The sequence below is a fragment of the Streptomyces sp. NPDC107500 genome (assembly GCF_055582785.1).
In genome coordinates, this window is the sequence record NZ_JBVJPF010000010.1 from 127,009 (window position 1) to 153,899 (window position 26,891).

At 70.4% G+C, this 26,891-nt stretch carries 25 protein-coding genes; 10 read left to right on the forward strand and 15 right to left on the reverse strand.

Annotation, left to right across the window (positions count from 1 at the left end; translation table 11 throughout):
- Positions 1 to 99 precede the first annotated feature (99 nt).
- The 3 genes from ACZ67M_RS34355 to ACZ67M_RS34365 all read right to left on the reverse strand — a co-directional run bounded on the left by ACZ67M_RS34355 (position 100) and on the right by ACZ67M_RS34365 (position 2,832).
- A complete protein-coding gene (locus ACZ67M_RS34355; RefSeq protein ID WP_361363162.1) occupies positions 100 to 663 on the reverse strand; it encodes an NADPH-dependent FMN reductase in 564 nt (187 codons plus the stop codon).
- 166 nt (positions 664 to 829) lie between these two features.
- Positions 830 to 1,849: a Gfo/Idh/MocA family protein gene (locus ACZ67M_RS34360; protein WP_469853954.1), complete on the reverse strand. Its 1,020-nt coding sequence runs from the start codon at positions 1,847 to 1,849 to the stop codon at positions 830 to 832.
- A complete protein-coding gene (locus ACZ67M_RS34365) occupies positions 1,846 to 2,832 on the reverse strand; it encodes a Gfo/Idh/MocA family protein (RefSeq protein ID WP_469853955.1) in 987 nt (328 codons plus the stop codon). Before ACZ67M_RS34365 ends, ACZ67M_RS34360 begins: the two co-directional genes overlap by 4 nt.
- 766 nt (positions 2,833 to 3,598) lie before the next feature.
- On the opposite strand from ACZ67M_RS34365, the gene ACZ67M_RS34370 reads away from it, so the two are divergent.
- From ACZ67M_RS34370 to ACZ67M_RS34380, 3 genes are all read left to right on the forward strand, one after another.
- Entirely contained in the window at positions 3,599 to 4,051 is a 453-nt protein-coding gene (locus ACZ67M_RS34370) for a MarR family transcriptional regulator (RefSeq protein WP_064732175.1), read from the forward strand.
- Entirely contained in the window at positions 4,048 to 4,359 is a 312-nt protein-coding gene (locus ACZ67M_RS34375) for a hypothetical protein (RefSeq protein WP_064732174.1), read from the forward strand. Before ACZ67M_RS34370 ends, ACZ67M_RS34375 begins: the two co-directional genes overlap by 4 nt.
- A 230-nt stretch (positions 4,360 to 4,589) precedes the next feature.
- Positions 4,590 to 5,528, forward strand: coding sequence for a hypothetical protein (locus tag ACZ67M_RS34380; protein WP_469853956.1), 939 nt, complete (start codon positions 4,590 to 4,592; stop codon positions 5,526 to 5,528).
- A gap of 30 nt (positions 5,529 to 5,558) precedes the next feature.
- On the opposite strand, the gene ACZ67M_RS34385 is transcribed toward ACZ67M_RS34380, so the two are convergent.
- The 3 genes from ACZ67M_RS34385 to ACZ67M_RS34395 all read right to left on the reverse strand — a co-directional run bounded on the left by ACZ67M_RS34385 (position 5,559) and on the right by ACZ67M_RS34395 (position 9,102).
- Positions 5,559 to 6,821: a ParB/RepB/Spo0J family partition protein gene (locus ACZ67M_RS34385; RefSeq protein ID WP_469853957.1), complete on the reverse strand. Its 1,263-nt coding sequence runs from the start codon at positions 6,819 to 6,821 to the stop codon at positions 5,559 to 5,561.
- Positions 6,818 to 8,080 carry a ParA family protein gene (locus ACZ67M_RS34390; protein WP_361363176.1) on the reverse strand — a complete coding sequence of 421 codons (1,263 nt, stop codon included), beginning with the start codon at positions 8,078 to 8,080 and terminating at the stop codon, positions 6,818 to 6,820. Before ACZ67M_RS34390 ends, ACZ67M_RS34385 begins: the two co-directional genes overlap by 4 nt.
- 212 nt (positions 8,081 to 8,292) lie before the next feature.
- A complete protein-coding gene (locus tag ACZ67M_RS34395; RefSeq protein ID WP_385804200.1) occupies positions 8,293 to 9,102 on the reverse strand; it encodes a hypothetical protein in 810 nt (269 codons plus the stop codon).
- 564 nt (positions 9,103 to 9,666) lie between these two features.
- Between ACZ67M_RS34395 and ACZ67M_RS34400 the strand changes: the two genes are divergently transcribed.
- From ACZ67M_RS34400 to ACZ67M_RS34410, 3 genes are read left to right on the forward strand one after another with little or no spacing between them, the layout of a single operon-like run.
- The gene (locus ACZ67M_RS34400; protein ID WP_392016333.1) at positions 9,667 to 10,776 is read left to right on the forward strand and encodes a bifunctional DNA primase/polymerase; all 1,110 of its coding nucleotides are present in this window, start codon (positions 9,667 to 9,669) and stop codon (positions 10,774 to 10,776) included.
- Positions 10,773 to 12,299, forward strand: a complete 1,527-nt coding sequence (locus ACZ67M_RS34405) for a DNA primase family protein (RefSeq protein WP_469853958.1) — start codon at positions 10,773 to 10,775, stop codon at positions 12,297 to 12,299. The genes ACZ67M_RS34400 and ACZ67M_RS34405 overlap by 4 nt, the downstream gene beginning before the upstream one ends.
- Positions 12,296 to 12,697, forward strand: a complete 402-nt coding sequence (locus ACZ67M_RS34410; protein WP_064732169.1) for a DUF6009 family protein — start codon at positions 12,296 to 12,298, stop codon at positions 12,695 to 12,697. The genes ACZ67M_RS34405 and ACZ67M_RS34410 overlap by 4 nt, the downstream gene beginning before the upstream one ends.
- A gap of 96 nt (positions 12,698 to 12,793) precedes the next feature.
- Here ACZ67M_RS34410 and ACZ67M_RS34415 read toward each other — a convergent pair whose 3' ends face one another.
- The 9 genes from ACZ67M_RS34415 to ACZ67M_RS34455 all read right to left on the reverse strand — a co-directional run bounded on the left by ACZ67M_RS34415 (position 12,794) and on the right by ACZ67M_RS34455 (position 20,596).
- Positions 12,794 to 13,579, reverse strand: a complete 786-nt coding sequence (locus tag ACZ67M_RS34415) for an ABC transporter permease (protein WP_469853959.1) — start codon at positions 13,577 to 13,579, stop codon at positions 12,794 to 12,796.
- The gene (locus tag ACZ67M_RS34420) at positions 13,576 to 14,544 is read right to left on the reverse strand and encodes an ATP-binding cassette domain-containing protein (RefSeq protein WP_467323718.1); all 969 of its coding nucleotides are present in this window, start codon (positions 14,542 to 14,544) and stop codon (positions 13,576 to 13,578) included. The genes ACZ67M_RS34415 and ACZ67M_RS34420 overlap by 4 nt, the downstream gene beginning before the upstream one ends.
- Before the next feature lie 11 nt (positions 14,545 to 14,555).
- Positions 14,556 to 15,230 carry a DUF4097 family beta strand repeat-containing protein gene (locus ACZ67M_RS34425; RefSeq protein ID WP_392103278.1) on the reverse strand — a complete coding sequence of 225 codons (675 nt, stop codon included), beginning with the start codon at positions 15,228 to 15,230 and terminating at the stop codon, positions 14,556 to 14,558.
- A gap of 239 nt (positions 15,231 to 15,469) precedes the next feature.
- Complete coding sequence (locus tag ACZ67M_RS34430) at positions 15,470 to 15,628, reverse strand: hypothetical protein (protein ID WP_392016349.1); 159 nt, start codon at positions 15,626 to 15,628, stop codon at positions 15,470 to 15,472.
- A gap of 128 nt (positions 15,629 to 15,756) precedes the next feature.
- Positions 15,757 to 17,526, reverse strand: a complete 1,770-nt coding sequence (locus tag ACZ67M_RS34435; protein WP_361363203.1) for a carbamoyltransferase family protein — start codon at positions 17,524 to 17,526, stop codon at positions 15,757 to 15,759.
- A gap of 64 nt (positions 17,527 to 17,590) precedes the next feature.
- Positions 17,591 to 18,307, reverse strand: a complete 717-nt coding sequence (locus ACZ67M_RS34440) for a 4'-phosphopantetheinyl transferase family protein (protein ID WP_392016350.1) — start codon at positions 18,305 to 18,307, stop codon at positions 17,591 to 17,593.
- A gap of 41 nt (positions 18,308 to 18,348) precedes the next feature.
- Entirely contained in the window at positions 18,349 to 19,503 is a 1,155-nt protein-coding gene (locus ACZ67M_RS34445) for an acyl-CoA dehydrogenase family protein (RefSeq protein ID WP_385800799.1), read from the reverse strand.
- Complete coding sequence (locus ACZ67M_RS34450; protein ID WP_469853960.1) at positions 19,500 to 20,273, reverse strand: hypothetical protein; 774 nt, start codon at positions 20,271 to 20,273, stop codon at positions 19,500 to 19,502. Before ACZ67M_RS34450 ends, ACZ67M_RS34445 begins: the two co-directional genes overlap by 4 nt.
- A 29-nt stretch (positions 20,274 to 20,302) precedes the next feature.
- Entirely contained in the window at positions 20,303 to 20,596 is a 294-nt protein-coding gene (locus ACZ67M_RS34455; RefSeq protein ID WP_361363214.1) for an acyl carrier protein, read from the reverse strand.
- 364 nt (positions 20,597 to 20,960) lie between these two features.
- On the opposite strand from ACZ67M_RS34455, the gene ACZ67M_RS34460 reads away from it, so the two are divergent.
- Genes ACZ67M_RS34460 through ACZ67M_RS34475 form a run of 4 tightly spaced genes read left to right on the forward strand, consistent with a single transcriptional unit; the run spans position 20,961 to position 26,888 of the window.
- Complete coding sequence (locus ACZ67M_RS34460) at positions 20,961 to 22,277, forward strand: lysine N(6)-hydroxylase/L-ornithine N(5)-oxygenase family protein (protein WP_385800795.1); 1,317 nt, start codon at positions 20,961 to 20,963, stop codon at positions 22,275 to 22,277.
- On the forward strand, positions 22,265 to 23,377 hold the full coding sequence (locus ACZ67M_RS34465) for an NAD(P)/FAD-dependent oxidoreductase (protein ID WP_469853961.1): 1,113 nt from the start codon (positions 22,265 to 22,267) through the stop codon (positions 23,375 to 23,377). The genes ACZ67M_RS34460 and ACZ67M_RS34465 overlap by 13 nt, the downstream gene beginning before the upstream one ends.
- Complete coding sequence (locus ACZ67M_RS34470) at positions 23,374 to 25,365, forward strand: class I tRNA ligase family protein (protein ID WP_469853962.1); 1,992 nt, start codon at positions 23,374 to 23,376, stop codon at positions 25,363 to 25,365. The genes ACZ67M_RS34465 and ACZ67M_RS34470 overlap by 4 nt, the downstream gene beginning before the upstream one ends.
- Positions 25,362 to 26,888: an AMP-binding protein gene (locus tag ACZ67M_RS34475; RefSeq protein WP_467323724.1), complete on the forward strand. Its 1,527-nt coding sequence runs from the start codon at positions 25,362 to 25,364 to the stop codon at positions 26,886 to 26,888. Before ACZ67M_RS34470 ends, ACZ67M_RS34475 begins: the two co-directional genes overlap by 4 nt.
- Positions 26,889 to 26,891 lie beyond the last annotated feature (3 nt).

Consider the following 26,891-nt stretch of genomic DNA (forward strand, 5'->3'; position numbering starts at 1 on the left):
GGGCGGTTCACTTCGGAAGTGAACCGCCCGCCGCCGTGGTCGAATCCGTTCGGAGCAACCTTGCCCGAGTCAGCCTTACTCGAATCAGTCCTACTCGAATCAGCCTTGCCGCAGCGGAGCGAGGGCGTTGGTCCAGGTGACCACCTCGGTGAGCAGCTGCTGGAGGGCGGCCTCGTGGCGCTCCGTCGGCGCGAAGGTCCGGAACTGCTCGAAGTCCGTCTGCAGCGACAGGTGCAACTGCGTGTGCACAGCGGCCAGCTGCACGGCCCCGGCGATGTGCCGCAGGTGGTCGACGGCGCGGGCGCCGCTGACGTTGCTGCCGTACCCGACGAAGCCGGCGGCCTTGTTGTTCCACTCGTTGTAGACGAAGTCGATGGCGTTCTTCAGCGCGGCCGGGATCGACCGGTTGTACTCGGGCGTGACGAACACGAAACCGTCGAGCTGTCCGATCTTGGCAGCCCAGGCGCGGGTGTGGTCGTGTGCGTAGTCGCCGAGGCGCGGCGAACGGGGCTCGTCGAACAGCGGGAGCGCGTAGTCGGCGATGTCGACGACCTCGAAGTCCGCGTCGTCGCGGCCGTGGGCCGTCTTCTCGATCCACTCCGCGATCTGCGGGCCCACACGGCCCGGGCGGGTGGTGCCGAGGATGATGCCGATGGTGGTCATGCGTGTCTCCCTGGTGCGAGGTCGGAAGGCGAGTTTTGAAAGCAAAGGCCAACAGCGTGCCCGAGCCCACCGCGCCCCACGGCGGTAACCGGCCACGCGCCGGCCGTCGTAGGCGGGATGAACGGCACCGCGGCGCGAGGCCTGTGGCACTGGGGGCGCCAGGCGGTCACGGCAGCACCGGTTGTGCTCCCGCCAGATCGACGGGCTGCCCGGTGCGCGCCGACTCACGGGCCGCCCGGATGACTCGCAGCGTGCGCAGCGCCGCCGCGCCGTCCGGGCCGGCGCCGCTCCCCAGCCTGACCCCGGCGACGAACTCGGCGAGCATGACCGCGTGCGGATCCTCTCCGCGTGTCTCCCGGCGCTCCCGGCGCTCGCGGGCCTCGAATCCACCGAGCAGCCGGGGGGAAGCGGTGTAGTCCACGCTCGCCCGGTCGCCGATGAAGGACATGACGGGTCCGTACGCGGACGGCCCCGCGTCGGGCGCCCCCCAGCTACAGTCCAGCGAGGCCACGGTCCCGTCCGCGTACCGCACGGTCATCAGCGCCGCGCTCGTCACTCCCGGCTCGGCGCCGACACCGTTCGTCTGCGCGTAGACCTGCTCCGCGGGGACTCCCCCGAGGACCGCGTCCACCATGTCGAGGAGTTGGGGTGCGTTGGTGCCCAGCGCTCCGCTGCCGGCCGCCCGAGTCCCGCTCGGACGGGGCCCGTTGTACGCGCCGTGGATCGTCTTGACGTCCCCGACGACCTCGCCTTCTGCGATCTTGTCCCGTACGACGGCGAACGCCGGGCCGAAACAGGCGGTCGAGGCGACGGTCAGCCGCACGCCCGCCTCCTCGCACATCCTCAGCAGCCGGTCGAGTTCCTCGGCCTCGGCGCCGGTTTCGTCGGCGGCGTACGGGTACTCGCACAGCACGTGCGCCCCGGCCTCGGCGGCCCGTTCCACGAGCGCGGGCCACGAGTCGTTCTCAGTCGTGAGCACCACCGCGTCGGGCCGGAGCGCGAACAGCTCCTCCCAGCCCTCGGCGTACGTCGCCCCGAGCCGGTCGGCCGCGCCCCTCCCCCGCGCCGGGTCGTCAGGCGCACCGTCCGGGTCCGCCACGAGGAGTTCCACGTCCGGCATGCCGTGCAGCAACTCCGCGTACGCGACGGCTTGCTGATCGGCGAACGACAACACGGCGACCTTCATGCGGCAGCCCCCTTCGCGGGCAGTTCGACGGCGCGTCCCGTCCAGGCGGATCGTGCCGCGGCCTGAGTGATCCGGACGGCGGCCAGTGCGTCGTGAGCGACCAGCCGCGGCTGGGGACCGCCCCTCAACGCCCGGGCGAATTCGCTGATCTCGGAGGTGAACGGTGATTCCCCGTAGTAGCCGAAGGCCCCGGCCGGGCCACCCGAGACCTGGATCTCCTGGGGCCACTCGGAATCGTGGACGATGGTCCCGTCCGTGCCCGTGACGTGGAACGTGACGCGGATGGGCGGCTGCGGTGTCGGCGTCCACCGGCACACCACCTGGCTGAGCGCGCCGCCGGCGTGAGTGAGAACGACCGTGCCGACCGCCGCAGTCCCCTCAGGAGCCGGCGCGGCGATGTCCCCCTGGTAGAGGGCGTGCACACGCACGACATCTCCGAAGAGCCAGTAGGCGATGTCCACGCCGTGCAGCAACTGGTCCGTCAGGATGCCGCCGCTCTCCGCCGAGGCGTGACCGGTCCACGCACGCGGGTGGTACCCCGCCACGGTGAACCGCGCCACCGTGCCCGTGCCCAGACGCCCTTCGGCCACCAGCTCGTGGAGCCGGGCGTAGGCGGGTGCGAAGCGGATGTCGTGTGCCGGATAGACGGGTACACCGGCCTTCTCGGCCGCATCGACGATCTCCTCGGCCTCGGCGACGTCGGCGGCCAGCGGCTTCTCGCACACCACGGCCACTCCCCTGGCGATCGCCGCGAGGGCGATGTCCCGGTGGGTCTCGGTGGGCGAGCAGATGTCCACGACATCCGCGCCGTCCAGAGCCTCCTCCAGGGAGTCCACCGCCTTCACCCCGAACTCGGCGGCCAGTTCCGCGGCCCGCCCGTCCAGGGAGTGCACACGCACCGACGCCCCGGCACCGATCCACGCTTCAAGATGCATCCGCGCGATCAGTCCCGCGCCGATCAGCGCCGTCTCCAGCTCTCGCACGGTGTCCCCCGCTCCTCTTCCCAGGTGGTCGCCGCCGACGCTCACAGGTCCGCAGCCTCCTCAGTCTTGCCTTCCGACCGGGAGGCGGCCATCACCAACGTGAGTAGTCCCAGCGGGTCCCGGTCGGCCGGGGTACTCCAAAAGCGATGAAGCGTGGCTGGGACCGGCAGCGGTTGCGGGAAGCACACGCGCGCCACACCGTCGAAGTGCGGGCGTCGTCGTGGCTGACTTTCGGTGGCGCGGGTTCAGGAGGGGCGGAGAAGGGCTCGAGTTCGAGTTGATTGCCGACGGGGACTGCGAAGGGCGGAGCAGGGGGTACGTGGGCCACCTCAGCCAAGGGAAGAGAGCGCTCCGGCGAAACACGGCCTGACCTGCATGTATGCCCTAAAGGACCCAGTCCGAGGGAACTGGCAGGCAGTTCCCTCGACAGTAGAGGCCGATCAGGCGATCTGGGTGCCCGGTCCAGGGGATCTGGGCACCCAGATCCTGTGATCTGGCACCCGGCTCACAGGAACCGCCACCACGACCACAGGATCTGGGTACCACGATCCTGTGGCCGCCCTAGATTGACGTGACGTACATGTCTCCCCGTCCGTCAGCCCGTCAGCGGACCGGTCCGGAGAGCGGCAGGCGGTACTGTCGCCCGGCAAGGAACACGGCCCACGAGCGCGGTTGATTGACTTCCTGATCATGTACGTTATGTTCATCAGTCGGCCCCTGGGCCGTCTGCCGCGAACACCGTCAAAGCCCACGCGTGGAGGGCCCTTTGGGAGCAGTACGCAGGCTGGTCGATGCCGACACCGGCGAACCGGTCCCTTACGCGCCGTACGCCTTCTCCGGCAGGCACACCCAGGTCGACAAGGCCCGAGTCGAGGCGATCACCGAGTCCAAGGCGTTCACACCGAGCCAGAAGTTCCTCGTCCTGTGGTGGATCGGCGTCTCCCCCGAGGGGATGGAGCCGCTCAGGGCCACCGGAGCGGACATCGGCAAACGGGTGGGCATGTCCACGGACGCGGTGGGGAAAATCAACAGGAAGCTGGTCAAGCACCGGATCCTGGTCGTGCGAGGACGCATTGGCAATTACAAGCTCTACCGCATCAGCCCTTACATTGCCTTCCACGGGACAGGGCTGGAGCAGCGTGACGCGGTGAAGGCGTGCAACCCGCCGGACATCCCCGGTTTCGACAAGAAGACCCCCTCGCGGTGGGAGGCCCAGTGACCAGCGACGACAAGCAGAAGAACCTCAACCTGCTGAAGGCAACGGTCGGCATGACCGCCAACCAACGACTCGTCGTGATGCTGTACGCCCTGCACCCCACCGACCGGTCCGGTGCCATCCTGGAGACCGCCGCCAACCTGGCGAAACTGGTCGGCATGGCACCCCCTGTCTTCTCCCGCACCCGCAAGCAGGTCATCGAGGCCGGCTGGCTGGAGGAGACGGAGAAGATCGGCCACATCAGGTACTACCGGCTCGACCCCAAGCACCTCGGCGAGAACGTCGTCGTCCCCCTGCGCCGCGCGACCTGACGCACACCGCAAACCGACACGTCCTGAGCGCCGAGCCTCATTAACGTGACGTTAATGAGGCTCGGCGCTCAGGACGTGTTCGATGACCCCTGGGGCAACACCGCTCGTCGCCACGGCGGCCCCTCCCCCGCCGCCCGCTCGCCGCCCGCTACGGATGGGCCGGACGACAACCGCTCAAGGGCGGGTCGAGGACCATCGCCCGCGACGCCGGCCTCCGGTTCACTGGGCCGATGACGCAGATCCGGACGACCGGAAGGCCCACCACACCGGCACAATCCTTCCTGTTCGCCGGTGAGGAGACACCCTGCTGGTACGCCGCGCGCCCCGCGGTCGGCTCCTGCGACCCGGGCGAGGCGGAACGACTTCTGCGGTCCAGCCAGTCCGCCGCCGGCCCGGAGCACTTCCGTGCCGCCCGCGTCCTGCTGCACGACGGACGTCCACACCAAGTGGCCCTCTGGTGCCTTGAGTTGCGCAACCGCGCCAGAACCGCTGCGTGGGCAACGGCATTTGGTGCCCTGCGCTCGGAGTCCCTGGTCCACCTCGGCGACCTCCCCGCCGCCGAGTACGAGGCGGCCGAAGCAGGGGGCGACGGTGCCGACCTGCCGGCCGCGCTCGGCTCCTGGACCACCGCACTGCTGACGGAATCACTCATCGAACAGGGACGGCACGAGGAGGCGGCCGCACGTCTGGGAGAACCGGCCGCCAACCCCGACCTGCAAGGCCTCCCCCCGCTACGGGCCCACGGACGGCTGCTCCTGGCCCTGGATCGTCCCGGCGAAGCCCTCACCGCCTTCACCCGCGTCGCCCTCCTGGTGCGGCGGCACACCACGGAGCTACTCCCCCACCTGCCGTGGCGCAGTGACCTGGCGCAAGCCCTTCTCCGACTCGGCCAAAGGGATCAGGCGCACGCACTGCTCATGGAGGAACTCGCCTCCCCCGCACCGGGCCCGCGCGAACGCGGCATCGCACTGCGGGTCCTGTCCGCCACCGAGGCGCCCGAGCGGCGACTGCCGACCCTCTCCCGAGCCGCGACCGAACTGCGCCGCTCCGACGAACGCATCGAACTCGCCCGCGTCCTGGACGACTTCGCCCACACCCTCGACACCCTCGGTGAACCCAGCACCGCGGAGGTCTTCCGCCGCCGCGCTGCCGGCCTGCTGGCGGCCTAGGCCGGGGCGCGCGGACGTCGGTCTTCTCTGCTACTCCGGTCGACCAGCCGACTGCTCAGCGAAGGAACGCAAGAGTTCCTCCAGTCGAGCGCGATCCCGGTTCAGCGCCTTCATGTTCAGGAAGCGCAGTAGAGCGAAGAAGGTGTCATCCTTCTCGATCTTGACGTCCAGGAGCATGGCGAGGGCGCCCGGTTCGTCATACGGCACCTTGCGGGCCTGCTGCGGCTCGCCGTTGACGCTCGTACCGGACCCGGATGCGGACCTGCCCGTCCGCGGTTCCGGAACCGCCTGCGGGCCAGGGCCAGGGTCGGTGTCGGTGTCGGTGTCGGTGTCGGTGTCGGCAGCCTGAGTGGGCGCCGCGGGAGGCTGGACGGCAGGCGCCTTGCCATCGGAGGTCTTGGTGCCACGGACGTCGGCTGCGGGGGCGGCTTCTATTACGCCGTAATAGCCGTCGGGCTTGTCCGCCCCGTCTCCTCGGTCTGCTTCCTCGTTTACGCCACCGCTCTCGCCGCTCTCCCCGGTGGGGGTGCCACTCAGGGGGGCTTCCGGTGCCGAGGGCTTCCGGTTGCGTTCCCTTCGCTCCGCGTCCTTGCGGGCGCGCTCCTCCTTGAGCGCCTCGAGTGCCGCCTCCTGCTGCTCGGCCGGCTTGTTGCCCACGGCCCGCAGCAGATCGATGGGCTCCTCGCTGATCCGTTCCTGGAGTGCGGGGGTGAGATTGAGCAGAGCGAGCCGCTGGGAGACCCAGCCCTGGGAGCGGTGGAGCCGCTTGGCCAGCGCGGTCTGGCTGCCATGGATGCCCAGAAGCCGTTGAAGGGCGCGGGCCTCGTCCAGCTCTTCGAGGTCCTGGCGGTGAATGTTGGCGACGAGGGCGGACTCGAGAAGCTCCTCGGAGGTATTGCCCTGGTCGTCGCTGACCATGACCTTGAGGGTGGCCAGGCCCGCTTCGCGCGCGGCCGCCAGCCGGCTGCTGCCGTCGATCACGACGTACGTGGTGTCGTGTTCGAGGTGGGCCTCGCGCTCCGGGTTGGCCTTGACGTAGGCATCACGGTTCATGATCGTGATCGCCTGCTTCTGGCCGTGGGTCTTGAGGCTGCCCGCCAGGTCGGTGAGGTCACCGAGGCTGGATCGGGGGTTGTCGGGGTTGAGGCTGATGCGGTCCGGAGAGAGTGCGGTCGGCGGGGCGACGCCCTCGGTGGGAACCCCGGTGGCCGCGGCGACGGCCTGCCGGCGGGCGCTGACCGGGCGCGCTGCCCCGCCGAAGCGCCCGGCACCCAGTCGGTCGGCCTTGCTCATGCGATCTCCCTGGCCAGTGCGCGCATGCCGATCGCCTGCTGGGACTTGGGGGCGTACGACAGCAGTGGCTGCTTCATACGAACGGCTTCCTTCTGTTCCTTGAGGTCTCCGATGAGTCCGACGACGCGGGGATCCTTTATGTCGACCCACCCCTGGAGTGAGGAGGTGGCGATGTATCCGCGCCGGGAGTCATAGAGGTTGATGACGATGCCGAGGTAGTCGACGTCGATCTGGAGGTCGCCACGCAAGTCGTCGATCTGGGTGGTGAGCAGGTCGTAGGCGTCGGCGGAGCTGTCCTCGGCCTGGACGACGATGAGAGCGCCGGACTGTCCGGGCTTCTCCCCTTCGCGGCGCCGGCCGTAGTAGGAAGCGGCGTCCATGCTGAGGCCGAGGCTGGGCGGGCAGTCGACGACGATTACGTCGTAATCGGCCTCCAGAGGAGCGAGGGCCCGTTCCAGCGCCGCCTCGCGAGCACGTACGGCGGACAGGCGCACGTCGAGGAGGAAGGCGTCGTTGCAGGCGGGCAGGAGATGGAGCCGCCCGTTGAAGCTGTCGTCGTCGATGGAGACGACGAGATCCCGCAGATCACCCTTGGGATCGCCTGCCATGTGGTTGGTGAGGCTGTCACCGTTCATGGGCAGGGGGCTGCCACCCAGCTGGTTGGTGAGGTGGCACTGCGGGTCGAAGTCGACGAGGAGGACGCGCAGTCCGAGACCGGGGAGGTTCTCGATGTCGAGCGGGTCGGTGCTCGGCGACTCGCCTCCTTCGGTGTCGCTGGCACGCAGGGCCTTGGCGAGTGCCTTGGCGATCTGGACGGCGTGGAGCGCGTTGGGGTCCTCGGCGAGAGCCTCACCCAGGCCGGCGGTGATGGCGGTCTTGCCGACGCCGCCCTTCTGGTTGCACACGATGATGCGCCGGGTGATCTCGGGGCGGTCGACGTCCGGGGCCGGGTTGGAGTCGAGCCACAGTCGCACGGACTGGGCGAGTCCCTGGATCAGCGAGATGCGGCGATCGGCGACGACTTGTCGGAACTCCTCCCACTGACCCGGCGGCAGGAAGGTGGAGAAGGAGTCGGCACCCGCGGTGTCGACAGTCGCCGTGGTGGAGGCCAGACCGCACCAGTCACGGATGCCCTGCTCAACGGCGGCCTGAATCTCGATGCCGTGCTGGGCGGCTCTGATCTTGAGGTCCTGCCGGAGCCATCCCGGCAGCTTGGAGACGACCTTCTCGCGGTCGCTGGCGGTGGATGGAGAACTCATGGGGGTCACCTTACTAACGTCCATGATCCTTTGCGGTACCGACACGTTACCAAGCAGGCGGCGTTGGAGGCCGGTGGGGCTATTACGCCGTAATAGTTCGCCTCACAGACCAGACGAGCGAGCAAGCTATTACGGCGTAATAGTGCGCACGGTGACCGACGCCGTCTCACCCTCCCTGCGGAATGGCCGGGTTGCACAGGCGGGGGAGGGGACTACTCAGCCAGGGCGGCGGCGACCGCTTCACAGGCGGCGTGGGCTTCGCGGGTGCGGGCCATCGGCTTGCCGGAGTGCTGCTCCTGCCTGCGAAGGGCGCGCAACGCGGCGCTCAGGTACCGGCTGAGACCGAGCATCTGCGTGGGCGTGTCGCAGTGGGGGAGTACCTCAGCCACCTCACCGAGCCAGTACTCGGCGTCCTCGTCCAGGACCAGCGCGTCCTGTTGGTCCAGGAGACGTTGTGCGCTTCGAGCGAGGAGATGATGCCGTTGCCGGGCGGCGGTCTGCGCCCGCTGCTCGGCGGCCCGCTGTTCGGCGATGCAGCGTTCGGCCCGGCGGACCGCCTCGGGGGTGCGACGGACCGGTTCGCCTTCGGCCCCGGCCTCGGCCAGCGAGACGGCCCTCAGACGCAGGGCCTTGTTGTACGCGGCGTTCGACGCCCCGACGGCCAGGGCCGGAGCCAGCTCCCTCCATTCGGCACCGGCCGCTCGGGCGGCCTCGACGGCCGTGCTTTGGTGCACATGCAGACGTTCGCCGAGGAACTCCCAGAGCAGTACGCGGGTCAGGGCGGCTGCCTTCTGCTTCTCGGGAGGCAGGCTTCGCAGCGAGCCCGCGTGCTTCTCCACGTAGAGGAGTGCGCCGTAGATCTCATCGTCCGCCGGCATGCGTTCAACGGCGGGGTCCTCGGCCTCCTCGTGCAGTGAGCGCAGTTGACCGACGAGGGCGCGGGCGTCCAGCGGGCCAACGCTTCTGGCCGGCCTGACCAGGGGCTTCGTCGGGTCGGTGGACCGTTTGCTGCGGGATGCCATGAGGAACAGCCTGCCCCGCTCCGAGGCGATTCACAGACTGTGAAACGCAAGGCGGCGCCTCACCTCTTGAGTCTCCAGTCCTGACGGCTACTTCGCTCCCGTTGAGTCGCTTCGGTAGCTATGGTCGCTGCCCCCTCAGAACCCCGACACGGCTCTGAGACTGAAGAACAGCTACTCAGCGACTCTTCAGTCGCTGCCTTGAGTTACTACAAAAGCGCAGGTCAGAGGGGGTGTCTCGGCGTAGTAGCGACTGAAGCGACTCAAGGTACGGGTATATGAGGACATTCGTGTGCGCGTGTGTGCGTTATATATAGAAGCCTTCAGTCGCTTCAGTCGCTAATTGATCTGTTGCATGCACTGTGACCTGCGGTTTCGTGAAGCGACTCAGACAGCGACCCAAAGCCCCTCGGTCGCTGCGCTTCAGTCTGGGTCGCTGGTGCCTCTCCGACAGGCCTCACCGACACGGCGGCACAGGAGTTTTCCCCAGGCTCCATGACCTCACCGGACACGTTCGCTAGTCTGTGTCCATCGTTGAGTCGCTTCAGTCGCTGATGGGGGAGAGAGATGCCTGCTGAGCTGCACCTTTCCCGCAGCGACTCACGTAGGTCCGCCCCTGAGGCTTCAGTCGCTGACCTCCCTCTGGCGACCGCACGGTGGTGTGCCCGCCGAGGCTGGCCCGTTCACCCCCTGGCCGTCGGTCGCAAGATCCCCGTCGCCAACTGCAGCGACTGTCGGGACAATCCGCATCCCCACACCGACTGCCCCTGCATCCCCGCGGGTCGCTGGTGCCACGGATTCCACTCCGCGACCCTCGACCAGGAGCGCATCCAGCAGTGGTGGGGGAGTAACCCCAAGTTCGGCATCGGGGTCTCCTGCGGCCGAGCCGGCCTGGTCGTCATCGACATCGACGCCCACCCCGTGCAGCCGCCCACGCGGGACCGGATCCTGCCCGGCATCCCGATCGCCGACCACATCGACCTCACCGGACTGGCCAATGGATTCCACACCCTGGCCGTCCTGGCCGCCCTGCGGGGCAGGCCCAGCCCCGCGGAGGACGAGTCCACGCTGCGCGTGCGCACCCCTTCCGGAGGGCTCCACGTCTGGTACCGGGTCGGTGACGGACGCCGCTGGCAGTCCTCGGTGGGCTCCGGCGCCGGGCGGGCCCTGGCCTGGCAGGTCGACATCCGCGCCCACGGTAGCTACATCATCGCCCCGGGCACCGCCACCCGGCAGGGCGTCTACACCCCTCTCGGCAGCGTGCGCGAACCAGCGGCGCTGCCGCTGTGGCTCGCCCAGGAACTGGAACGCACCGGCCACCTGCCCGCGTCCAACATCCCCGCCCCCAGACCGGTCCCGCCCCGGGCCCGGCAGGCCGTGCTCGCCGCGGGCGGCGGACGGGAGCAGCACATCCTCGCGGCGGTCCTGGCCCCGGTGGAGGCCTGCGGACAGGTCCCCGAGGGCGCGGGCTTCTCCGACACGCTCAACCGCGCCTCGTACACGCTGGGCGGTCTCGTCGCCGCAGGCCGGCTGCTCCGGGAGGAAGCCGAGCAGGCGCTGACGCAGACCGCGGCCGCGGCCCGCCCCGGACAGGAGCGCCGCATCGAGCAGATCATCCGCAGCGGCCTCACCGCGGGCCTCAACCGGCCACTTCACGACAACGGGAGGCGCCAGTGACGTCCCCCCGGCCCGAAACCCTCTTCGAGTTCAACCCGGAAGCCGTCGCCGCGCAGATCCGCGCCCAGGGCGCCACCGCCGTGCCCCGCCCCACGCAGTCCGGCCACCACCACACACCGGTGGGGGACGCCACGGCCGACGGACTGCTGCCCGACACGCTGTCCGACCGGGGCAACGCGAAGCTCTTCGTGAGGCTCTACGCCAACGACTACCGGCACGTCCCCGGCATTGGCTGGTACCGCTGGGACACCACCCGCTGGCAGATGGACGAGGACGACACCGTCCTGTGGGCCGCAGGCGACCTCGCCGAGAGCATCGCCACCCACGACCCGCGGGGCGCCTTCACGACCACCGCGCTCCAGACCCACCGCCGTCGGGCTCTTTCCACGACGGGCATCAACGCCATGCTGGCGCAGGCCAGGTCGGCACCGGGGATGGTGTTGAACGCGGCTCGGCTGGATGCGGACCCGTACGCGTTGTGCACGCCGGACGGCATCGTCGACCTGCGCACCGGACTGATCAAGGCGCCCGACCCCAACAAGGACTTCCACTCCCGCTCCACCGCCGTGGGCCCCCTGCACCAGACCACCCCGCGCTGGGAGAGGTTCCTGACCGACACCTTCGGAGACGACGCCGAGGGCCGGGAGATGATCGACTACCTCCAGCTTCTGCTGGGGTATTCGGTCACCGGTGACGTCGGTGGCCAGGTCCTGCCGTTCCTCTTCGGTTCCGGCAAGAACGGCAAGTCCGTCCTCCTGGACGTACTCATGAAGCTGCTCGGGGACTACGCGGACGCGGCTCCGCCCGGCTTCCTGATGGCCCGTCCCTACGAGGGGCATCCCACCGATCTGGCGGAGTTGCACGGGCGCCGGGTGATCGTGTGCTCCGAGGTGAAGCCGGGGGACCGGTTCGACGAGGCGCGGGTCAAGCTGTTGACGGGTGGGGACCGGATCAAGGCGCGGCGGATGCGGCAGGACTTCTTCAGTTTCGAGCCGACGCACAAGCTCTGGCTGCTGGGCAACCACCGGCCCGAGGTGGGCACCGGCGGGTTCGCCTTCTGGCGCCGCATGCGCCTGATCCCCTTCGAACGCGTCGTCCCCGACCACCGGAAGATCGACAACCTGGCCGACATCCTTGTCACCGAGGAGGGACCCGGCATCCTGGGCTGGCTCATCGACGGCGCGCGGCACTACCTCGCGGGTGACCGCGACCTCACCGGCCCGGAGCGCGTACGCATCGCCACCACTGCGTACGCGGAGACCGAGGATCACACCGGCCGTTTCTACGAGGAGAGTTGTGTGCTCGGCCATGACCTCCGAGCGGAGCAGACGGCGCTCTACGCCGCCTACAAGACCTGGTGCCAGAATGAAGGGGCACCGGTCATGTCCTCAAGGGCGTTCGCGGCCCGGACCCGGGAACTCGTGGGACTGGCCTCGCCCAAGGAGATGATCCTTTCCAATCAGCGCAAGCACTATCCAGGCATCGGCCTGCTCACGGACCAGGAAAGGGCTGCAGGCGCATGAGCTCCCTGATCACCGAGGACGAGATCAGTCACGAAGGCCAGTTGGTCTGGCTGGAGGACATCGACGACCTCGACTACGTTCGCCAAAGCCTGGACCGACTGCCGACCCGGAAAGGCAAACCCGCCTACCACCGCGACGGGCGCATGGTCGGCTACGCGATCCTGGGCCCCACGGCCAAGGCTTCCCGGGCCTCAGGCACCTTCCGCCGACGAGTGTTCTGGCTGCTGCCGCACGACCGTGACAGCCAGCCCGGTGGTCTCTACGCCAAGAGCGCTCCCGCCGAGGCCGTCGACCCGCGCACCTTGGAGGCCCGCGTCAAGGGTTACAAGACCGAGCGGTCGGAAGGCGGGCCGCCCTCCAGTGCCATGCAGCAGCTGGGCATAACGCTGCCGCTGTGAAACGTAAGGAGGGCCCTCGGCCGTGGCCGGGGCCCTCCTGGGTGCTGCGACTCCTCGGGTGGTGGACGGTCGCGGGTGGTGCGGGCACGCATCCGCTTACTTGGGGTCGCGGTTGAACTGCGCCTGGGACCAGCGGTAGCCGAGGACGGTGAGCGCCAGGCACCAGGCGACGGCCAGCCAGCCGTTGTGCCCGATCTCGGTGCCGAGGAGCAGGCCGCGCAGGGTCTCGATGGCCGGGGTGAAGGGCTGGTACTCGGCGATCGGCTGGAACCAGCCCGGCATCGCGTCGATCGGCACGAAGGCACTGGAGATGAGCGGCAGCAGGATCAGCGGCATGGCACTGTTGCTCGCGGCCTCGGCGTTGGGGCTGCCCATGCCCATGCCCACGGCGATCCAGGTGAGGGCCAGGGTGAAGAACGCGAGCACTCCGAAGGCCGCCAGCCACTCCAGGGCCGTGGCATCGGTGGAGCGGAAGCCCATGGCCAGCGCGATGAGTCCGACGAGGACCACGCTGATGACGGCCTGGAGGACACTGCCGATGACGTGACCGATGAGCACCGAGCCGCGGTGGATGGCCATGGTGCGGAAGCGGGCGATGATGCCCTCGGTCATGTCGTTGGAGACGGAGACGGCGGTGCCGATGGTGGTGCTGCCGATGGTCATCAGCAGGACGCCGGGGACGAGGTAGGCGATGTAGTCGGAGCGGTCTCCGCCGCCGATACCCGCGCTCATGGTGTCGCCGAAGATGTAGACGAAGAGCAGGAGCAGCATGACCGGGGTGAGCAGCAGGTTCAGGGTGAGGGAGGGGTAGCGGCGGGCGTGCAGCAGGTTTCGGCGGAGCATGGTGGTCGAGTCGCGCACGGCGAGGGAGAGGGTGCTCATCGGACGGTCTCCTTGGGCTGCTCGGTCTGGGCGGGAACGCTGGTGTCGGGGCCGGTGAGGGCGAAGAAGACGTCGTCGAGGTCGGGGGTGTGGACGGTCAGTTCGTCGGCTTCGATGCCGGCGGTGTCGAGCCGGTCGAGGACGGTGCGCAGTTCGCGCTGGCTGCCGTCGTTGGGGATCTGGAGGGTGAGGGCCTCGTCGTCGCGGGCGGCGCCGGTGAGGGCGGTGGTGGCGGCGCGGTAGGCGGTGGGGTCGGTGAAGCGGAGGCGGACGTGGCCGCCGGGGATGAGGCGTTTGAGTTCGTCGGCGCTGCCCTCGGCGGCGATGCGGCCGTCGTTGAGGACGGCGATGCGGTCGGCGAGTTCGTCGGCTTCCTCCAGGTACTGGGTGGTGAGGAAGACGGTGGTGCCGCCGGTGACGAGTTCCCGGATGATCTTCCACATGTTGTGGCGGGAGCGCGGGTCGAGGCCGGTGGTGGGCTCGTCGAGGAAGATGATCCGCGGGCTGCCCACCAGGGTCATGGCGATGTCCAGGCGGCGCTTCATGCCGCCGGAATAGGTGGAGGCGGGCTTCTTCGCGGCCTCCACCAGGTCGAAGCGCTCCAGCAGTTCGGCGGCGACCCGCCGCCCCTCGGCCTTGGACAGGTGGTTCAGGTCAGCCATGAGGAGCATGTTCTCCTCGCCGGTGATCAGCCCGTCCACCGCGGAGAACTGACCGGTCACGCCGATCGCGGCACGCACGGCCTGCGGGTCGGTGCCGAGGTCGTGACCGCCGACCTGGGCCTGGCCGCCGTCGGCGGTGATCAGGGTCGAGAGGATCTTGACCACGGTGGTCTTGCCGGCGCCGTTCGGGCCGAGCAGCGCGAAGACGGTTCCCTCGGGGATGGTGAGGTCGATGCCGTCCAGGACGACCTTGTCACCGTAGGACTTGCGGAGTCCCTGGGCCGTGATGGCGGGGTTGGTCATGGGGATGCTCCTCAGAGGCTGCGGGCGACGATGTCGCCGTAGGCGGTGGTCGCGTGGATGGTCAGACCGGCGGCAGCACCGTCGGCGTTCTTGAGCGAGTTGCTGACACGGCCGTAGGTGGTGCCGGCGTCGAGCGTCGCGGAGACCCCACGGGCGGCGCCGACGGAGATCTCGCCCTGCTCGGTGCGCAGGGTGAGGGTGCCGCGCGAGGCCTCGGCGATCCGGATGTCGCCCTTGCTGGTGGTGATCTCGGCAGGGCCGCTCAGCCGCCCCAGCGAGACGTCCCCGGCGAGGACGGTCAGCCGGACGCTGGCGGCCTCGTCGACCTTGACCGAGCCCTGGGCGTTGTCGAAGGTGACGTCGCCGAGCCGTCCGACGCCCCGGAGTTCGACGGCGGCCGTCTTCCCCTCCACGTTGGAGCCGGAGGGCAGTTGGACGGTCACCTCGACGGCGCCGGAGGAGGTGCCGAGGACCCGGTTCTTGGCCGGAGCGGACTGGATCCGCAGGACGCCCTTGTCGTAGGTGACGCCGACCTGCTCGGCGGCCTTCACGTCGCGGCTCTTGGACGGGTCGGCGGGGAGGACCTCCACGGTGGTGTCGGTCCGGTCGGCGGCGATGAACCGGACGTGCCCGGCGGGGACGTCGATCACGGCCGAGACCTGGTTCGGGGTGTCGTACTGCGGCATGGCGGTCTCCCTCTGCTCTTCACTCGCTGTTTCCGACACCAGAAACGCTACGTTGCATTCACAGATTTGGTAAGTCGTAAGTTGCACTGGATCTGTATAAGTGCAGCTCACAAGCCTAAAATCATTGCAACGGTGTCCGAGGTAATGCAACGTAGCGCATGGCGCTCATTGCAATGAGATGGGAGTGAATGCTACAGCGGGGGAGGCGGAGGCACTGTGTCAGTCCCACACCACGGGGATCAGTCCCACACCATGGAGTCGCTGCCGGACGCCACGGCGGTGCCGGCGGCGGGAGAGGGCGCGCCGGTCGAGGCGGCGTGGACGCCGAGAGCCCCGAGGACGACGAGCGCGGCGACGGCGAGGTGGCTGCGGAAGGCGGCTCGGACACGACGGGACATGGTGAACTCCTCGAAACTCGCTTGGTGATGGGTCCAAGTCTTGTCGAGGCGTCACCGGCTTCGGAAGGCGTTCCGGGCGGACGGAAGCGGCAGTTGCCGCTTCCGTCCTCGCAGGCCGGAACCGGTCGTCAGGCCGCGTCGGTGGCCTTCTGCACGACGTATCCCTCGATGTAGAGCCGGTCGAGGGACGTGCGCAGGAAGGTGTCGATCGCGGTACGGGGGTCCATGATCAGGGGTTGCCCCTTGACGTTGAACGAGGTGTTGACGACACAGCCCGTTCCCGTCTCCCGCTTGACGGCCTTCAGCAGCGCCCAGAACTTCGGGTTGTAGTCCTCGCGCACGTCCTGGATGCGGGCGGTTCCGTCGGCGTGGACGATTCCGGCCACGGCGGCGCGCCGCTCCTCACGCACCCGCGCGGTGCACAGCATGTAGCGGGTGGGCGCGAGGGCGCGGGTCTCGAAGAGGCTGTCGCGATCCTCGTCCAGGACCGCCGGCGCGAAGGGCCGGAACGGTTCGCGGAACTTGACCAGGCTGTTGATGCGTTCCTTGATCCGGTCGCCCTTCGGCAACCCCAGGATGGACCGGTTCCCGAGCGCCCGCGGGCCGAACTCCATCCGGCCGTGGAACCAGGAGATGATCCGGTCCTCGGCGAGGTCCCGGGCCGCCGCGGTGAAGTAGTCGTCGGTGAATCCGACGTACTCCCAGGCGATGTCGCCGTGTTCGGCGCGTTCCTCCAGGGCGCGGCGTACCTCGTCGGTGGTGTACGAGGGGCCCGTGTACGGCTGGAACCCCTCGGGCTGCCGGACGTAGGGGGCCGCGAGCTGCTGCGTCAGGTGCAGGGCGGCGCCCAGCGCCGTCCCGTCGTCGCCCGAGGCGGGCTGGACGAAGACGCGCTCGACGTCCGGCAGGTCGCAGATGGCCTGGTTGGCCCTGCAGTTGAGGAACGTGCCGCCAGCCAGGCACAGAGATGTTTCCCCGGTGCGCCGCAGCCAGTGACTCGTCAGGGACGTGAGCACGACGGTCAGCCGGGCCTGGAGGGCGGCGGCGAAGTCGGCCTGCTCCTGGACGACCTCACCGTTCTGGACGGGGGAGGGGAACGCGACGCTCTCCAGGTACCGCATCGCGTTCGGGTACCCGAGTTCCGGGTCGCGGAGGGAGCCGGTGGGCCAGCCGACCAGGATCGACCCGGTGTCGGCGTCGAAGGTGACGAGATCCTCGAACAACTCCCGGTAGGGCTCCGGGTTTCCGTAGGCGGCCAGGCCCATGACCTTGTACTCGTCGGAGTTGGAGGCGAACCCCAGGAAGCGGGTGCAGATCGAGTACAGCAGCCCCAGGGACTGGGAGACCGGCTGGGAGTGCAGCCTCTCCAGGTGCCCGTCCCGTGCCCGGAAGACCGACAGGGACTCCGTTTCCCCCATGCCGTCGGAGACGACGCACAACGCGGAGGCGAAGCCACTGGGGTAGAAGGCGGACGCGGCGTGGGCGAGGTGGTGGTCCACGGCGTGGAAGCGCTCCTGGACGTCGCTCCAGCCGGTGTTCTGAAGCGACTCGACCATCGTGGCGCCGCTCAGGACGGCGTCGAAGTAGTCCTGGCTGCCGGCGAAGAGGCGGCGGCGGCGGTCGTAGTCGAAGCCGTGCGCGATCGCGTCGACCTCCGCCCTGTCGATGCCGGCCTCGCGCAGGACGTAGTTGACGGCGTTGGCGGGGAAACGGCCCGTTCCCTTGTCGCCGTTGAAGCGTTCCTCGGCCGCGGCGGCGACCACCCGGCCGTCGACGATCAGGCAGGCCGCGCTGTCCAGGCCCTGCACGTTGCGCTCGTCGAGCGGGTGCGGGTCGGTGGTGTTCTTCAGCAGGTGATCCTGCGCGTAGGGGAGACCGCTCAGGCCCAGTACGATCATCGGTTCGCATCCTTTGTGTGTGGCGAAGTGCGGCAGTGCGGCGGGCCCCGTGGCGGGGCAGAGGTCAGGGACTCTCGGTGGCGGCCCAGTTGTGGGCGATGACCCGATAGGGACGGTGGTGCGCGAGGGCGACGGCGCCGATGCCGTAGGGCGGGGAGAGGGTCCGGATGTGCCAGGTGCCCCGCAACCGGGGCTGCGCCGCCGTCACCACGGCCGCGTCGGCGGTGCCCCCGACCTGCTGGCCCACGCCCAGGGAGATCCCCGATCCGGCCGCCTTGACCAGTGCTTCCTTGCGGGTCCACAAGGTGAGGAAGACCCGCATCCGGTCCTCGCGCGGCGCGCCGAGCACCAAGTCGGCCTCGGCCGGGGGGAAGTAGCGGCGGGCGAACGACTCCAGGGGAAACCCGTCCCGGGGCCGGTCGAGGTCGACCCCGACCTCTCGGCCGACCGACACGGCGGCGACGCCGTGCGCCCCCGAGTGGGAGAGGCTGAAGTGCACAGGCGGCGCCCCGGGCGGCAGCGTCGGCTTGCCCAGCGGACCGCACCGCATGCGCACCTGGGCGGCGGGCATGTCGAGGAAGCGGCCCAGCAGCAGCCGCAGGACACCGTGTGCCGCCGTGAACCGCGCCCGGCTGCGGGCCTCGGGATAGCCGGCGCGGCGAGCGCGCTCCTCGGGACCGAGCGCGCTCTCCAGATGCCGGTGCGGGCGGGAGGACAACTCGTCGAGATCCATGTACCAGACGTGCACCGCGTCCGAACGGCCCTCGGTCTCCGGGTCCATGGCCGCTTCCTCCTTTCCGGGGCCCTCGTCGGTCGGCCGGATCACCGCGGTGCGGTGCCGGTGCGGGCGAGGGCGTTGAACACGCTCTGCGCCTGGACGTGGGAGGTGCCCTCCATGTACTCGATGCCGAAGGCGTCGCGCGCCCACTTGTCGAGCAGGGGGTGCTCCAGCCGTGCGCCCGGACCCAGGAGCCGGAGCGCGGTGGACGTGGCCTCGACGGCCAGGTGTGCGGCGGCGTTCTTGGCCGCCGCCGGCAGATGGGCGTTCGCGGGATCCGCGTCGACCGCCGCCGCGGCGTGCCTGGTCAGCCCCTGCACACCTCGGATGCGGGCACCGAGGGTGTCCAGGCTGAGGGCGACCGTTCCGCCCTGCGGGGAAGCGTGGTGCCGGGCGTAGTCGTACGCGGCACGGGCGATGCCCACGCCCAGGGCGGCCGCCACGCAGCGCAGGGGATTGAAGGAGTGCAGCCAGCCCCACATGCCGCGCCGGGTGGGGGAGAGGTGGCGGCCCAGCAGCCCCGACTCCGGTACCCGGACGTCCTGGAAGTCGAGCGTGCCCAGAACGCCGCGCATGCCGAGCGTTGCGATCGGCCCGGTGCCGCAACCGGGGTCCGAGGTGTCCACGAGGGCGCACCGGATGCCCAGGGGCCCGGGGCCCGTGCGGGCGGTGACGACTCCGACGGGGGAGCGGTGGGCGTTGCCGACGAAGCGCTTGGTGCCGTTGAGCCGGTAGCCGCCGTCGCAGGGGGTCAGCGTCGTGCGCAGGTTGGCCGCGTCGGATCCGCCCTGCGGTTCGGTCATGGCGAGGAACGTCCAGGTGGGGCGCGCCTGCACCCGGTCGAAGAACACGCGCTGCTGCTCGTCGTCGCCCAGGGCGGTGACGAGCATGCCCGCGGTCAGCGAGCCGGGCGCCGACAGGAGCAGCGCCGCGTCGCCGTGGGCCGCGGCCTCCTCGTGGAAGACCACCCGCTCGACGGCGGAGGTGAGGTAGTACGCGTGCCCCTCGATCACCAAAGGGTTCCGGGCGTACCGGGACGGGATCTGGAGCGTCGCGAGGCGATCCAGTAGCGGAACCTGCGGGTACAGAGTCGAACCATCGGGGTGCGCATCCAGTTCCTGTGCGGCGGTCCGCAGCGCGGGCGCCCCGTCACGGACGTACTGGCGCAGAACGCGAAGACGGTGGTCGAGGCCGCTCACGCCGCCTCCCGAAGGATGAGGCAAGGGGCGTAGAGGTCGGCCAGGAGCCTTGAGACATGGGCGGTGACGCCCGGACCGGAGGAGGTCAGGCCGTTGGCGCCGAGCAGGCGGAGCAGCGTGTCGTCCACCGTGGTCACCTGCTGGTGCAGCAGCAGGAGCGTGGCGTCGTCCGGGCCGTCGGCCGGCGCGCCGCGCAGGTTGCTCTCCGTCTCCAGGAGCGTGACGGCCACCTCGGCCAGGGCGCTCTTGGTCGCGGGCAGCCGTACGAGCGGTGTGTCGCCGAAGGAGCGCTCCCCGAGATGGTCCAGTACCGCCGCCATCAGATGCTGGGCCAGGCCGAGCCGCAGCCACAGGACCGCGTCGCCGGCCCACCGGCCGGACCGGTCCAGCCCGTTGGACCGCTCCAGCCCGTCGGACCGGTCCGGCCCGTCAGGCCGGTCAGGGCGCTCCAGCCGGATCGGCCGGATGGGCAGCTCGGGCCGAACCGGGGCGGGGCAGCGCAGGGCGACCAGATCGAGCCGGGCCGGGAGCGCGTGGGCGAGGTGGCGCTCACGCGCCGGAACACGGGCGGCCGTCCGCCCGGACAGAACGACCCGGGTGGCGTCCGCGACCAGCTCCCGGGGAGCGAGGACGTGCCCCGCCGGTCCGCACACGAGGGTGCGGGGACCGGCCGCCTGGTGAAAGGCGGTGAGCGCGGAGCGCGGACCGTCGCGTCGGGCGGTGTCGCGCAGGGGGAGCCGTGGATGCGGCTCGCCCGGGAGCGGGAGCATACCTTCGCCTTCCTGTGTCGCGGCCGCGGTCAGCCGCCGAGGACCTGGCGCACGTGGGCGCTCAGGCTGCCGACCGTCTCGAAGGCGCCGGCGCCGAAGGTGTCGGGGTCGAACTCGATGTCGAGGTCGGCTTCGAGACGCATCAGCAGTTCCAGGACGTTGGTGGAGTCGAAATCCAGGTCCTGGTGGAAGCGTGTCTCCGCGGTGACGCTCTCCGGCTGTCGCCTCGTCATGGCGGCCACCGACCTGATCACCTCACCGGTGACGTCCCGCCCGGCGGTCCCGTTCGCTGTCTCTTGCGCGAGCACCTTGGCCCCGTCCATCCCAACCGCGTCCCTTCCTCTTCACGCCGGCGCCGAAATGCCGTCGCGTGCTGGGAGAACAGGCTCGCCGCCGGCCCTCGGGCGGCCAAGACGCCAATGGGCGCCCGTTGGGCCCTGGCGCGGCAGGCATACCCGAAGGAGGGGCTGCCGCTGAGGGTCCCGCACGGCGAAGGATGGGACGGAACCAGCGCACCTGGCGGCCCACCACCGGCGCCGAGGGCCCGACCGACCGGCCGCAGCGGCCCGGTGGGGGGCCGGGATCCGGCCGGCGCGCGGTGCCTGAAGGGGCCCGCAGGTGTGGCGAGGCGACTCACCCGCGAGGCCTCGTCCCGTATCTCTCGGCTTAGAAGGGCGAACTCCGGCTATGGTGCGCAACGCGACCGAACCAGAAGACCCGCACTACCACTGCGTCGGCATCGGCGTCGGTCCGGCCAACCTGAGCCTCGCCTCCCTGCTCCACGGAGACCGCGGGACGCGCAACGTCTTCTTCGAGAAGGAGGCGGAGTTCGGCTGGCACGAGGGGCAGCAGATCCCCGGGGCGTCCCTCCAGGTGTCCCTCTTCAAGGACCTCGTCACACTGGCCGAGCCGACGAACCCGTTCTCCTTCCTGGCCTACCTGCACGACCAGGGGAAGATCTACCACTTCCTGAACGCCCAGTTCGACGCGTTGCCCCGCCAGGAGTTCCGCAACTACCTCCGGTGGGCGAGCGAGCGCAACCCCGACATCGCCTTCGGCGAGGAGGTCCGGTCGGTCGGCTTCGACACCGAGTTCGTGGTGCGCACCAACCGCCGTACGGTGCGCGCCGAGAACCTCGCCGTCGGTGTCGGCACCCGGCCCTGGCTGCCTCCCCAGGCCACCGCCTCGGCACGCACGCAGTTCCACGTCAGCGACTTCGTCCACCGCGACGGTGCCCTCGGCGGCAAGCGCGTCTGCGTCGTGGGCGGCGGTCAGTCGGGCGCGGAGGCCGTACTCGACCTGCTCTCCCGCACCGGCTCCCGGGCGCCCCGCCGGGTGACCTGGGTGTCGCGCCGCGCCAACTTCTTCCCCATCGACGACTCGCCGTTCACCAACGACTTCTACATGCCGTGCCACTCCGATCACTTCTTCCGGCAGGACCGGCGGGTCCGCGAGGCCTTCAACCGTGACATGGTCCTCTCCAGCGACGGCATCTCCGAGAGCACCCTGCGGGAGATCTACCAGCAGCTCTACGTCCTGCGCTTCGTGCAGGGCGCCACGGACCGCTTCGCCCTGTACCCCAACCGGTCGGTGGAGACCGTGACCGGCGGGGACGCCCGGGGATGGGAGCTGTCCCTCACCCACCCCGACCGGCCGTCCAGCCGCGAACCGGCCGACGCCGACGTCGTCGTGTGGGCCACCGGATTCAGGCCGGCCGACATGTCGTTCCTGGCGCCGATCGCCGACCGGCTGGAGTACGAGGGGGAGGAGCCGCGCGTCGACGAGAGCTACGCGGTGCGCTGGGACGGGCCGTCGGACCGGCAGATCTTCGTACAGAACGCCACCCGGGGACAGCGCGGACTGGCCGACCCCAACCTGAGCCTCAACGCCTACCGCAGCCAGCGCATCGCCGACCGGCTGCGCGGGACCCGCTCCGACCAGCAGCAGCCCTCCTTCATCGAATGGTCCGCCAAGACAGCCCTGGAGTCGTCATGGGCGGCCTGACGGGGGCCGCCGCGCCGACGGAGCACAGCGACGCCCGGGTGGACGTCGCCATCGTCGGAGCGGGCATCGTCGGCTGTCTGACGGCACGCGCGGTCCTCGACCGCCTCCCGGGAGGCTCCATCGCCGTCGTCGAGCGCGACGCCGTCGCCGGCGGTGCCAGCCGGCGGTCGGCGGGCCTGCACTTCCCGCGCGGTGCGTCGGCGCCCGTCCGCCGCATGGCCTCCTTCAGCGAGAGCTACTACCGCACACTCAAGCGGGAGGACCCCCAACTGCCCATCCACGGGCTGGACACCACCGTGATCGCCGCCGACGCCCGGGCGGACCGGCTGGCGGAGCACTACCTGCCCGGCAGGCTGCGCCGCACGGCCCTGCCCCCGCCCGGTCCGGCCGGCCCGGTCCGGCTGCCCGGGGGCACCGGTGCCTGGCAGGTGACCGGTGGACAGTACGCGGACGTCGCCGCCCTGACCCAGCGACTGGCGGCCCGACTGCGCCCCGTCGTGCGGTTCCTGGAAGGCACCCGGGTCCGCACGGTCGCCTCCCGCCCCGGCCACGTCGGCCTGGGCCTGAGTTCGGGGGCCACGCTGACGGCGTCGAAAGTCCTTCTCGCACCCGGCCCCTGGCTGGCCGACCCGGCCTGGCGGCCCTGGACGGCCGGTCTGGGACTGCGCGTGAAGAAGGTCGTGGCGCTCCACGTCGAGCGGCGGCCGAGCCCCACGGAAGGAGCGATCGTCTTCGAGGACGAGGACGCCTTCCTGCTGCCCGTCCACCACAGGGGCCACTGGCTCTTCAGCTACACCTCCGCGCAGTGGGACGTCGCACCCGACGCGGCCGACCACTGCGTGACACCGGCGGAACTGGCCGAAGCACGGTCCGTACTGGACCGTCTCGCGCCCGAACTGGTGCCGCTGTGCACGACGGGCCGCGTCTTCTGCGACGCCTACAGCCCCGACCGGATCCCCGTGGTCGGGCCCGTCGACGAGTTCCAGAACGTGATCTTCGCCGGGGCGGCCAACGGCTCCGGATACCGGCTCGCACCGGCCATCGCCGCCGACGCGGCCCGGCTGCTGTGCCCTACGACAGTCCCAAGGAGTCACCCGTGATCATCAGCACGTACGACACGGCTGCCCTGCGTGCCGCACTGGGCATCGAGATGGCAGGCATCGACGGCGCCGGAGTCGGCGCCGGATGGGGCCGCGTCGCCCCCGGCCGGGTCTCCGACCCCGACCGGCACGACGAGACGGAGGTGTTCGTCATCACCGCCGGCCGCGGCGTCGTCGTGGCCGACGGCCGGCGGCAGGAGGTGAGCGCCGGCTCGATGGTCGTCTTCGATCCCTTCGAGCGGCACGTCATCGAGAACCCGGGCGAGGACGACCTGGTGTTCCTCACCCTCTACTGGCGCGACGCCGAACGCGCGGCCCGGGCCTCGGCCCGCACGGACCGGCTCACCGACCGCCCCCAGTTCGTCTTCTCCACCCCGCCCACCCCCAACGGCGACCTGCACCTCGGCCACCTGTCCGGGCCCTACCTGGGCGCGGACGCCTACGTCAGGTTCCAGCGGATGACCGGCGCCCAGGCCTGGCACCTGACCGGCAGCGACGACTTCCAGAGCTACGTCCAGGCAGCCGCCCGCCGGGACGGCCGCGAGCCGGCCGACACCGCCGCCCACTACAGCGCGGAGATCGCCGCCACGCTGAAGCTGCTGGACATCGAACCGGACCAGTACACGGTGACCAACGCCGACACCGACTACCCCGACGGTCTGCGGGAGTTCTTCTCCGAGTTGGTGGCCTCGGGAGGGGTCACGCCCCGTGAGGCACCGGCGCTCTTCGACGCCTCCGGGCGCTACCTGTACGAGGTCGACGTCAGCGGCGTCTGCCCGTCCTGCTCCCACGGCACCAGCGGCAACATCTGCGAGGAGTGCGGCGAGCCCAACTCCGTGGTCGACCTGGCGGATCCGGTGGCCACCACCGACGGCGGCGCACCGACCGAGGGAACCGTCACGCGGTACACGCTGCCCCTGCACGAGCACCGGGCGGACATCGAAGCCCACCACGGGCTGGGGCGCGTACCGGCCCGGCTGAGGGAACTCGCCGACCGCGTCCTGCGGCGCCCCGGCCACGACGTGCCCCTCACGCACCCCTCCGACTGGGGCGTGCGGCCGGGCCGTAGTGACGTGCCCGGACAGGTCATCTGGGTCTGGCCGGAGATGGCCTACGGGTTCCTGCACGGCATCCAGGCCCTGGGGCGGCGCCTGAACCGCCCCTGGCAGGCGCGGACTCCGCAGGACGAGTGGAAGATCGTCCACTTCTTCGGCTACGACAACAGCTTCTACCACTCGGTCCTGTACCCCGCGCTGTACAAGCTCGCCCACCCCGGCTGGAAGGCGGACATCGACTACCACGTCAACGAGTTCTACCTGCTGGAAGGCAGCAAGTTCTCCACCAGCCGCCGCCACGCGATCTGGGGCAAGGACATCCTCACGCCGGAGTCCGTCGACGCCGTGCGGTACTTCCTCGCCCGCACCCGCCCGGAGGGCCGCCGCACCGACTTCCGGTCGGCCGCCTTCACCGCACTGGTCGAGACGGACCTGATCGGCACCTGGCAGCAGTGGCTGAACCGGGTGGGCGAGCGGCTGGACAAGGAGTTCGACGGCATCGCGCCCGACGCCGGGACGTGGCGGCCCGAGCACTCGGCGTTCCTCAACCGCCTCGAAGCCCGCCGCCGCGCGCTCGCCGCCGCCTACGGCCCGGACGGCTTCTCGCTCAACGACGCCGCGGAGGAACTGCACGGACTCGTCCGTGACGCCGTGCGCTTCAGCCGGCAGGAAGGCGCCACCTCCGGCATCGAGCGCTGGAGCGGCGAGGCGCGCACCACCATGGCACTGGAGCTGGCCGCGGCGCGGCTGCTCGCCCAGTGCGCCGCCCCGGTCATGCCCCGGTTCGCCCGGAGGCTGTCCACCGCACTCGGCGACCCGGCCCCGGCCCATTGGCCCGACACGGTGCGGCTGCTCGACCCCGGCACGCGCGTCGAACTGCGCGAGAAGGTGTTCTTCACGCCGGTCGACCCGCGAGGAGCCGACGCGGCATGACACGGTCGGCGCTCAACCGCATCACCGCCGGGCCGCCCGAGCCCGGACACCGCATCTCCTTCCGGGGCGCCGGCCCCACGGAGACCTACCCCCTGGAGGAGCTGTACGACCTGGCGGGCCGTCTCGCCCTGCACCTGCGGCGGCTGGGGCTCCGCCGCGGGGACCGGATCGGCGTCCTGGCCCGCAACTCGCTCGAGTGGGTGCTGCTCGACCTGGCCGCCCTGCGACTCGGCGTGATGACGGCCGGCTTCGAGTCCGGGAAGTTCACCGCCGGCCGCCCCCTCCTCGACCGCTACGGCCTGGCCCTGCTCTTCAGCGACGAGGAGAGCCCCGACACCGGGGTGCTGCCCCTGGCGGAAGCCCGCCGGATGGCCTTCGACGACATCCGGGGCGACCTGCCCGCTCTTACGTACGGGCCGGACGACGAGACGACACTGAAGTTCACCTCGGGCAGCACCGGCAGCCCCAAGGGACTCGCCGCCACGGCGGGCAGCATCGACAGCTCGCTGCGCGCGGTCCAGGACATGTTCGCGCACGGACCCGGCGACGACCTGTTCGTGTTCCTGCCCCTGTCACTCCTGCAACAGCGCTACTGGGTGTACTCGGCACTGGCCTTCGGACACGACGTCACCATCAGCACCTACGGTGCGGCCCTGCCGGCGCTGCGGCGCACCCGGCCCACCGTGGTCATGGGCGTACCGGCCTTCTACGAGCTGGCCAGACGCCACATCGAGGCACGGGTGACGGACGTGGCCGAAGAGGAGCGGCCGCGGGCACTGGGCGAGACGGCACGCCGCCTGTTCGGCGGGCGCGTCCGCTACCTGTGGACCGGATCGGCCCCGGCGGACCCCGCCACGCTGCGCTTCTTCCACTCCTGCGGGCTGCCCGTCTACGAGGGCTACGGGATGAACGAGACCTGCATCGTCACCAAAAACCACCCCGGCGCCACCCGCGAAGGCAGCGTCGGCCGGGTCGTGGCCGGCAAGACCGTCCTGCTGGACGAGCACGGCAACATCAGCGTGCGCGCCGACTTCCCCGTCAACCGCCGCTACAGCTACGCCGACCCCGGGGTGTCCGAGCGGGTCTTCGCGCCCGACGCGACGGTCAGGACCGGGGACGTCGGCCACCTGGACGCCGACGGCTTCCTGTTCATCACCGGCCGCGCCGACGACGTCATCGCGCTGGGCAACGGACGCAACGTCGCCGTACGGCCCATCGAGGACCGGCTGCGGCAGAGCCCGGAGATAGCCGAGTGCCTGGTCTTCAGCCCGGGCGGCGGCGAACTGGTCGCCGTCGTCTCGCCCGTCTCCGGCGACACGGACGAGAGCGCCGTCACGGCACACCTCAGGCGGACCAACGCTCTCGCCGCCCGCCACGAGCGCGTCAGCCGGGCCGTGCTCGCCACGGAACCCTTCTCCGTGTCCAACGGCCTGCTGTCCTCCCAGTACAAACCGCTGCGGCAGAAGATCCGCGCCGCCTTCGCCGACGAACTCGCGGACCCCGCCCGGGGCCTCGCCGTCTGACCA

Bases quoted from the DNA above. Each gene is read 5' to 3' on its own strand.
- ACZ67M_RS34355 (WP_361363162.1), bottom strand. From the start codon at position 663: ATGACCACCATCGGCATCATCCTCGGCACCACCCGCCCGGGCCGTGTG.
- ACZ67M_RS34360 (WP_469853954.1), bottom strand. From the start codon at position 1,849: ATGAAGGTCGCCGTGTTGTCGTTCGCCGATCAGCAAGCCGTCGCGTAC.
- ACZ67M_RS34380 (WP_469853956.1), top strand. From the start codon at position 4,590: ATGACGCAGATCCGGACGACCGGAAGGCCCACCACACCGGCACAATCC.
- ACZ67M_RS34385 (WP_469853957.1), bottom strand. From the start codon at position 6,821: ATGAGCAAGGCCGACCGACTGGGTGCCGGGCGCTTCGGCGGGGCAGCG.
- ACZ67M_RS34390 (WP_361363176.1), bottom strand. From the start codon at position 8,080: ATGAGTTCTCCATCCACCGCCAGCGACCGCGAGAAGGTCGTCTCCAAG.
- ACZ67M_RS34395 (WP_385804200.1), bottom strand. From the start codon at position 9,102: ATGGCATCCCGCAGCAAACGGTCCACCGACCCGACGAAGCCCCTGGTC.
- ACZ67M_RS34400 (WP_392016333.1), top strand. From the start codon at position 9,667: ATGCCTGCTGAGCTGCACCTTTCCCGCAGCGACTCACGTAGGTCCGCC.
- ACZ67M_RS34410 (WP_064732169.1), top strand. From the start codon at position 12,296: ATGAGCTCCCTGATCACCGAGGACGAGATCAGTCACGAAGGCCAGTTG.
- ACZ67M_RS34415 (WP_469853959.1), bottom strand. From the start codon at position 13,579: ATGAGCACCCTCTCCCTCGCCGTGCGCGACTCGACCACCATGCTCCGC.
- ACZ67M_RS34420 (WP_467323718.1), bottom strand. From the start codon at position 14,544: ATGACCAACCCCGCCATCACGGCCCAGGGACTCCGCAAGTCCTACGGT.
- ACZ67M_RS34425 (WP_392103278.1), bottom strand. From the start codon at position 15,230: ATGCCGCAGTACGACACCCCGAACCAGGTCTCGGCCGTGATCGACGTC.
- ACZ67M_RS34430 (WP_392016349.1), bottom strand. From the start codon at position 15,628: ATGTCCCGTCGTGTCCGAGCCGCCTTCCGCAGCCACCTCGCCGTCGCC.
- ACZ67M_RS34435 (WP_361363203.1), bottom strand. From the start codon at position 17,526: ATGATCGTACTGGGCCTGAGCGGTCTCCCCTACGCGCAGGATCACCTG.
- ACZ67M_RS34440 (WP_392016350.1), bottom strand. From the start codon at position 18,307: ATGGACCCGGAGACCGAGGGCCGTTCGGACGCGGTGCACGTCTGGTAC.
- ACZ67M_RS34450 (WP_469853960.1), bottom strand. From the start codon at position 20,273: ATGCTCCCGCTCCCGGGCGAGCCGCATCCACGGCTCCCCCTGCGCGAC.
- ACZ67M_RS34455 (WP_361363214.1), bottom strand. From the start codon at position 20,596: ATGGACGGGGCCAAGGTGCTCGCGCAAGAGACAGCGAACGGGACCGCC.
- ACZ67M_RS34460 (WP_385800795.1), top strand. From the start codon at position 20,961: ATGGTGCGCAACGCGACCGAACCAGAAGACCCGCACTACCACTGCGTC.
- ACZ67M_RS34465 (WP_469853961.1), top strand. From the start codon at position 22,265: ATGGGCGGCCTGACGGGGGCCGCCGCGCCGACGGAGCACAGCGACGCC.
- ACZ67M_RS34475 (WP_467323724.1), top strand. From the start codon at position 25,362: ATGACACGGTCGGCGCTCAACCGCATCACCGCCGGGCCGCCCGAGCCC.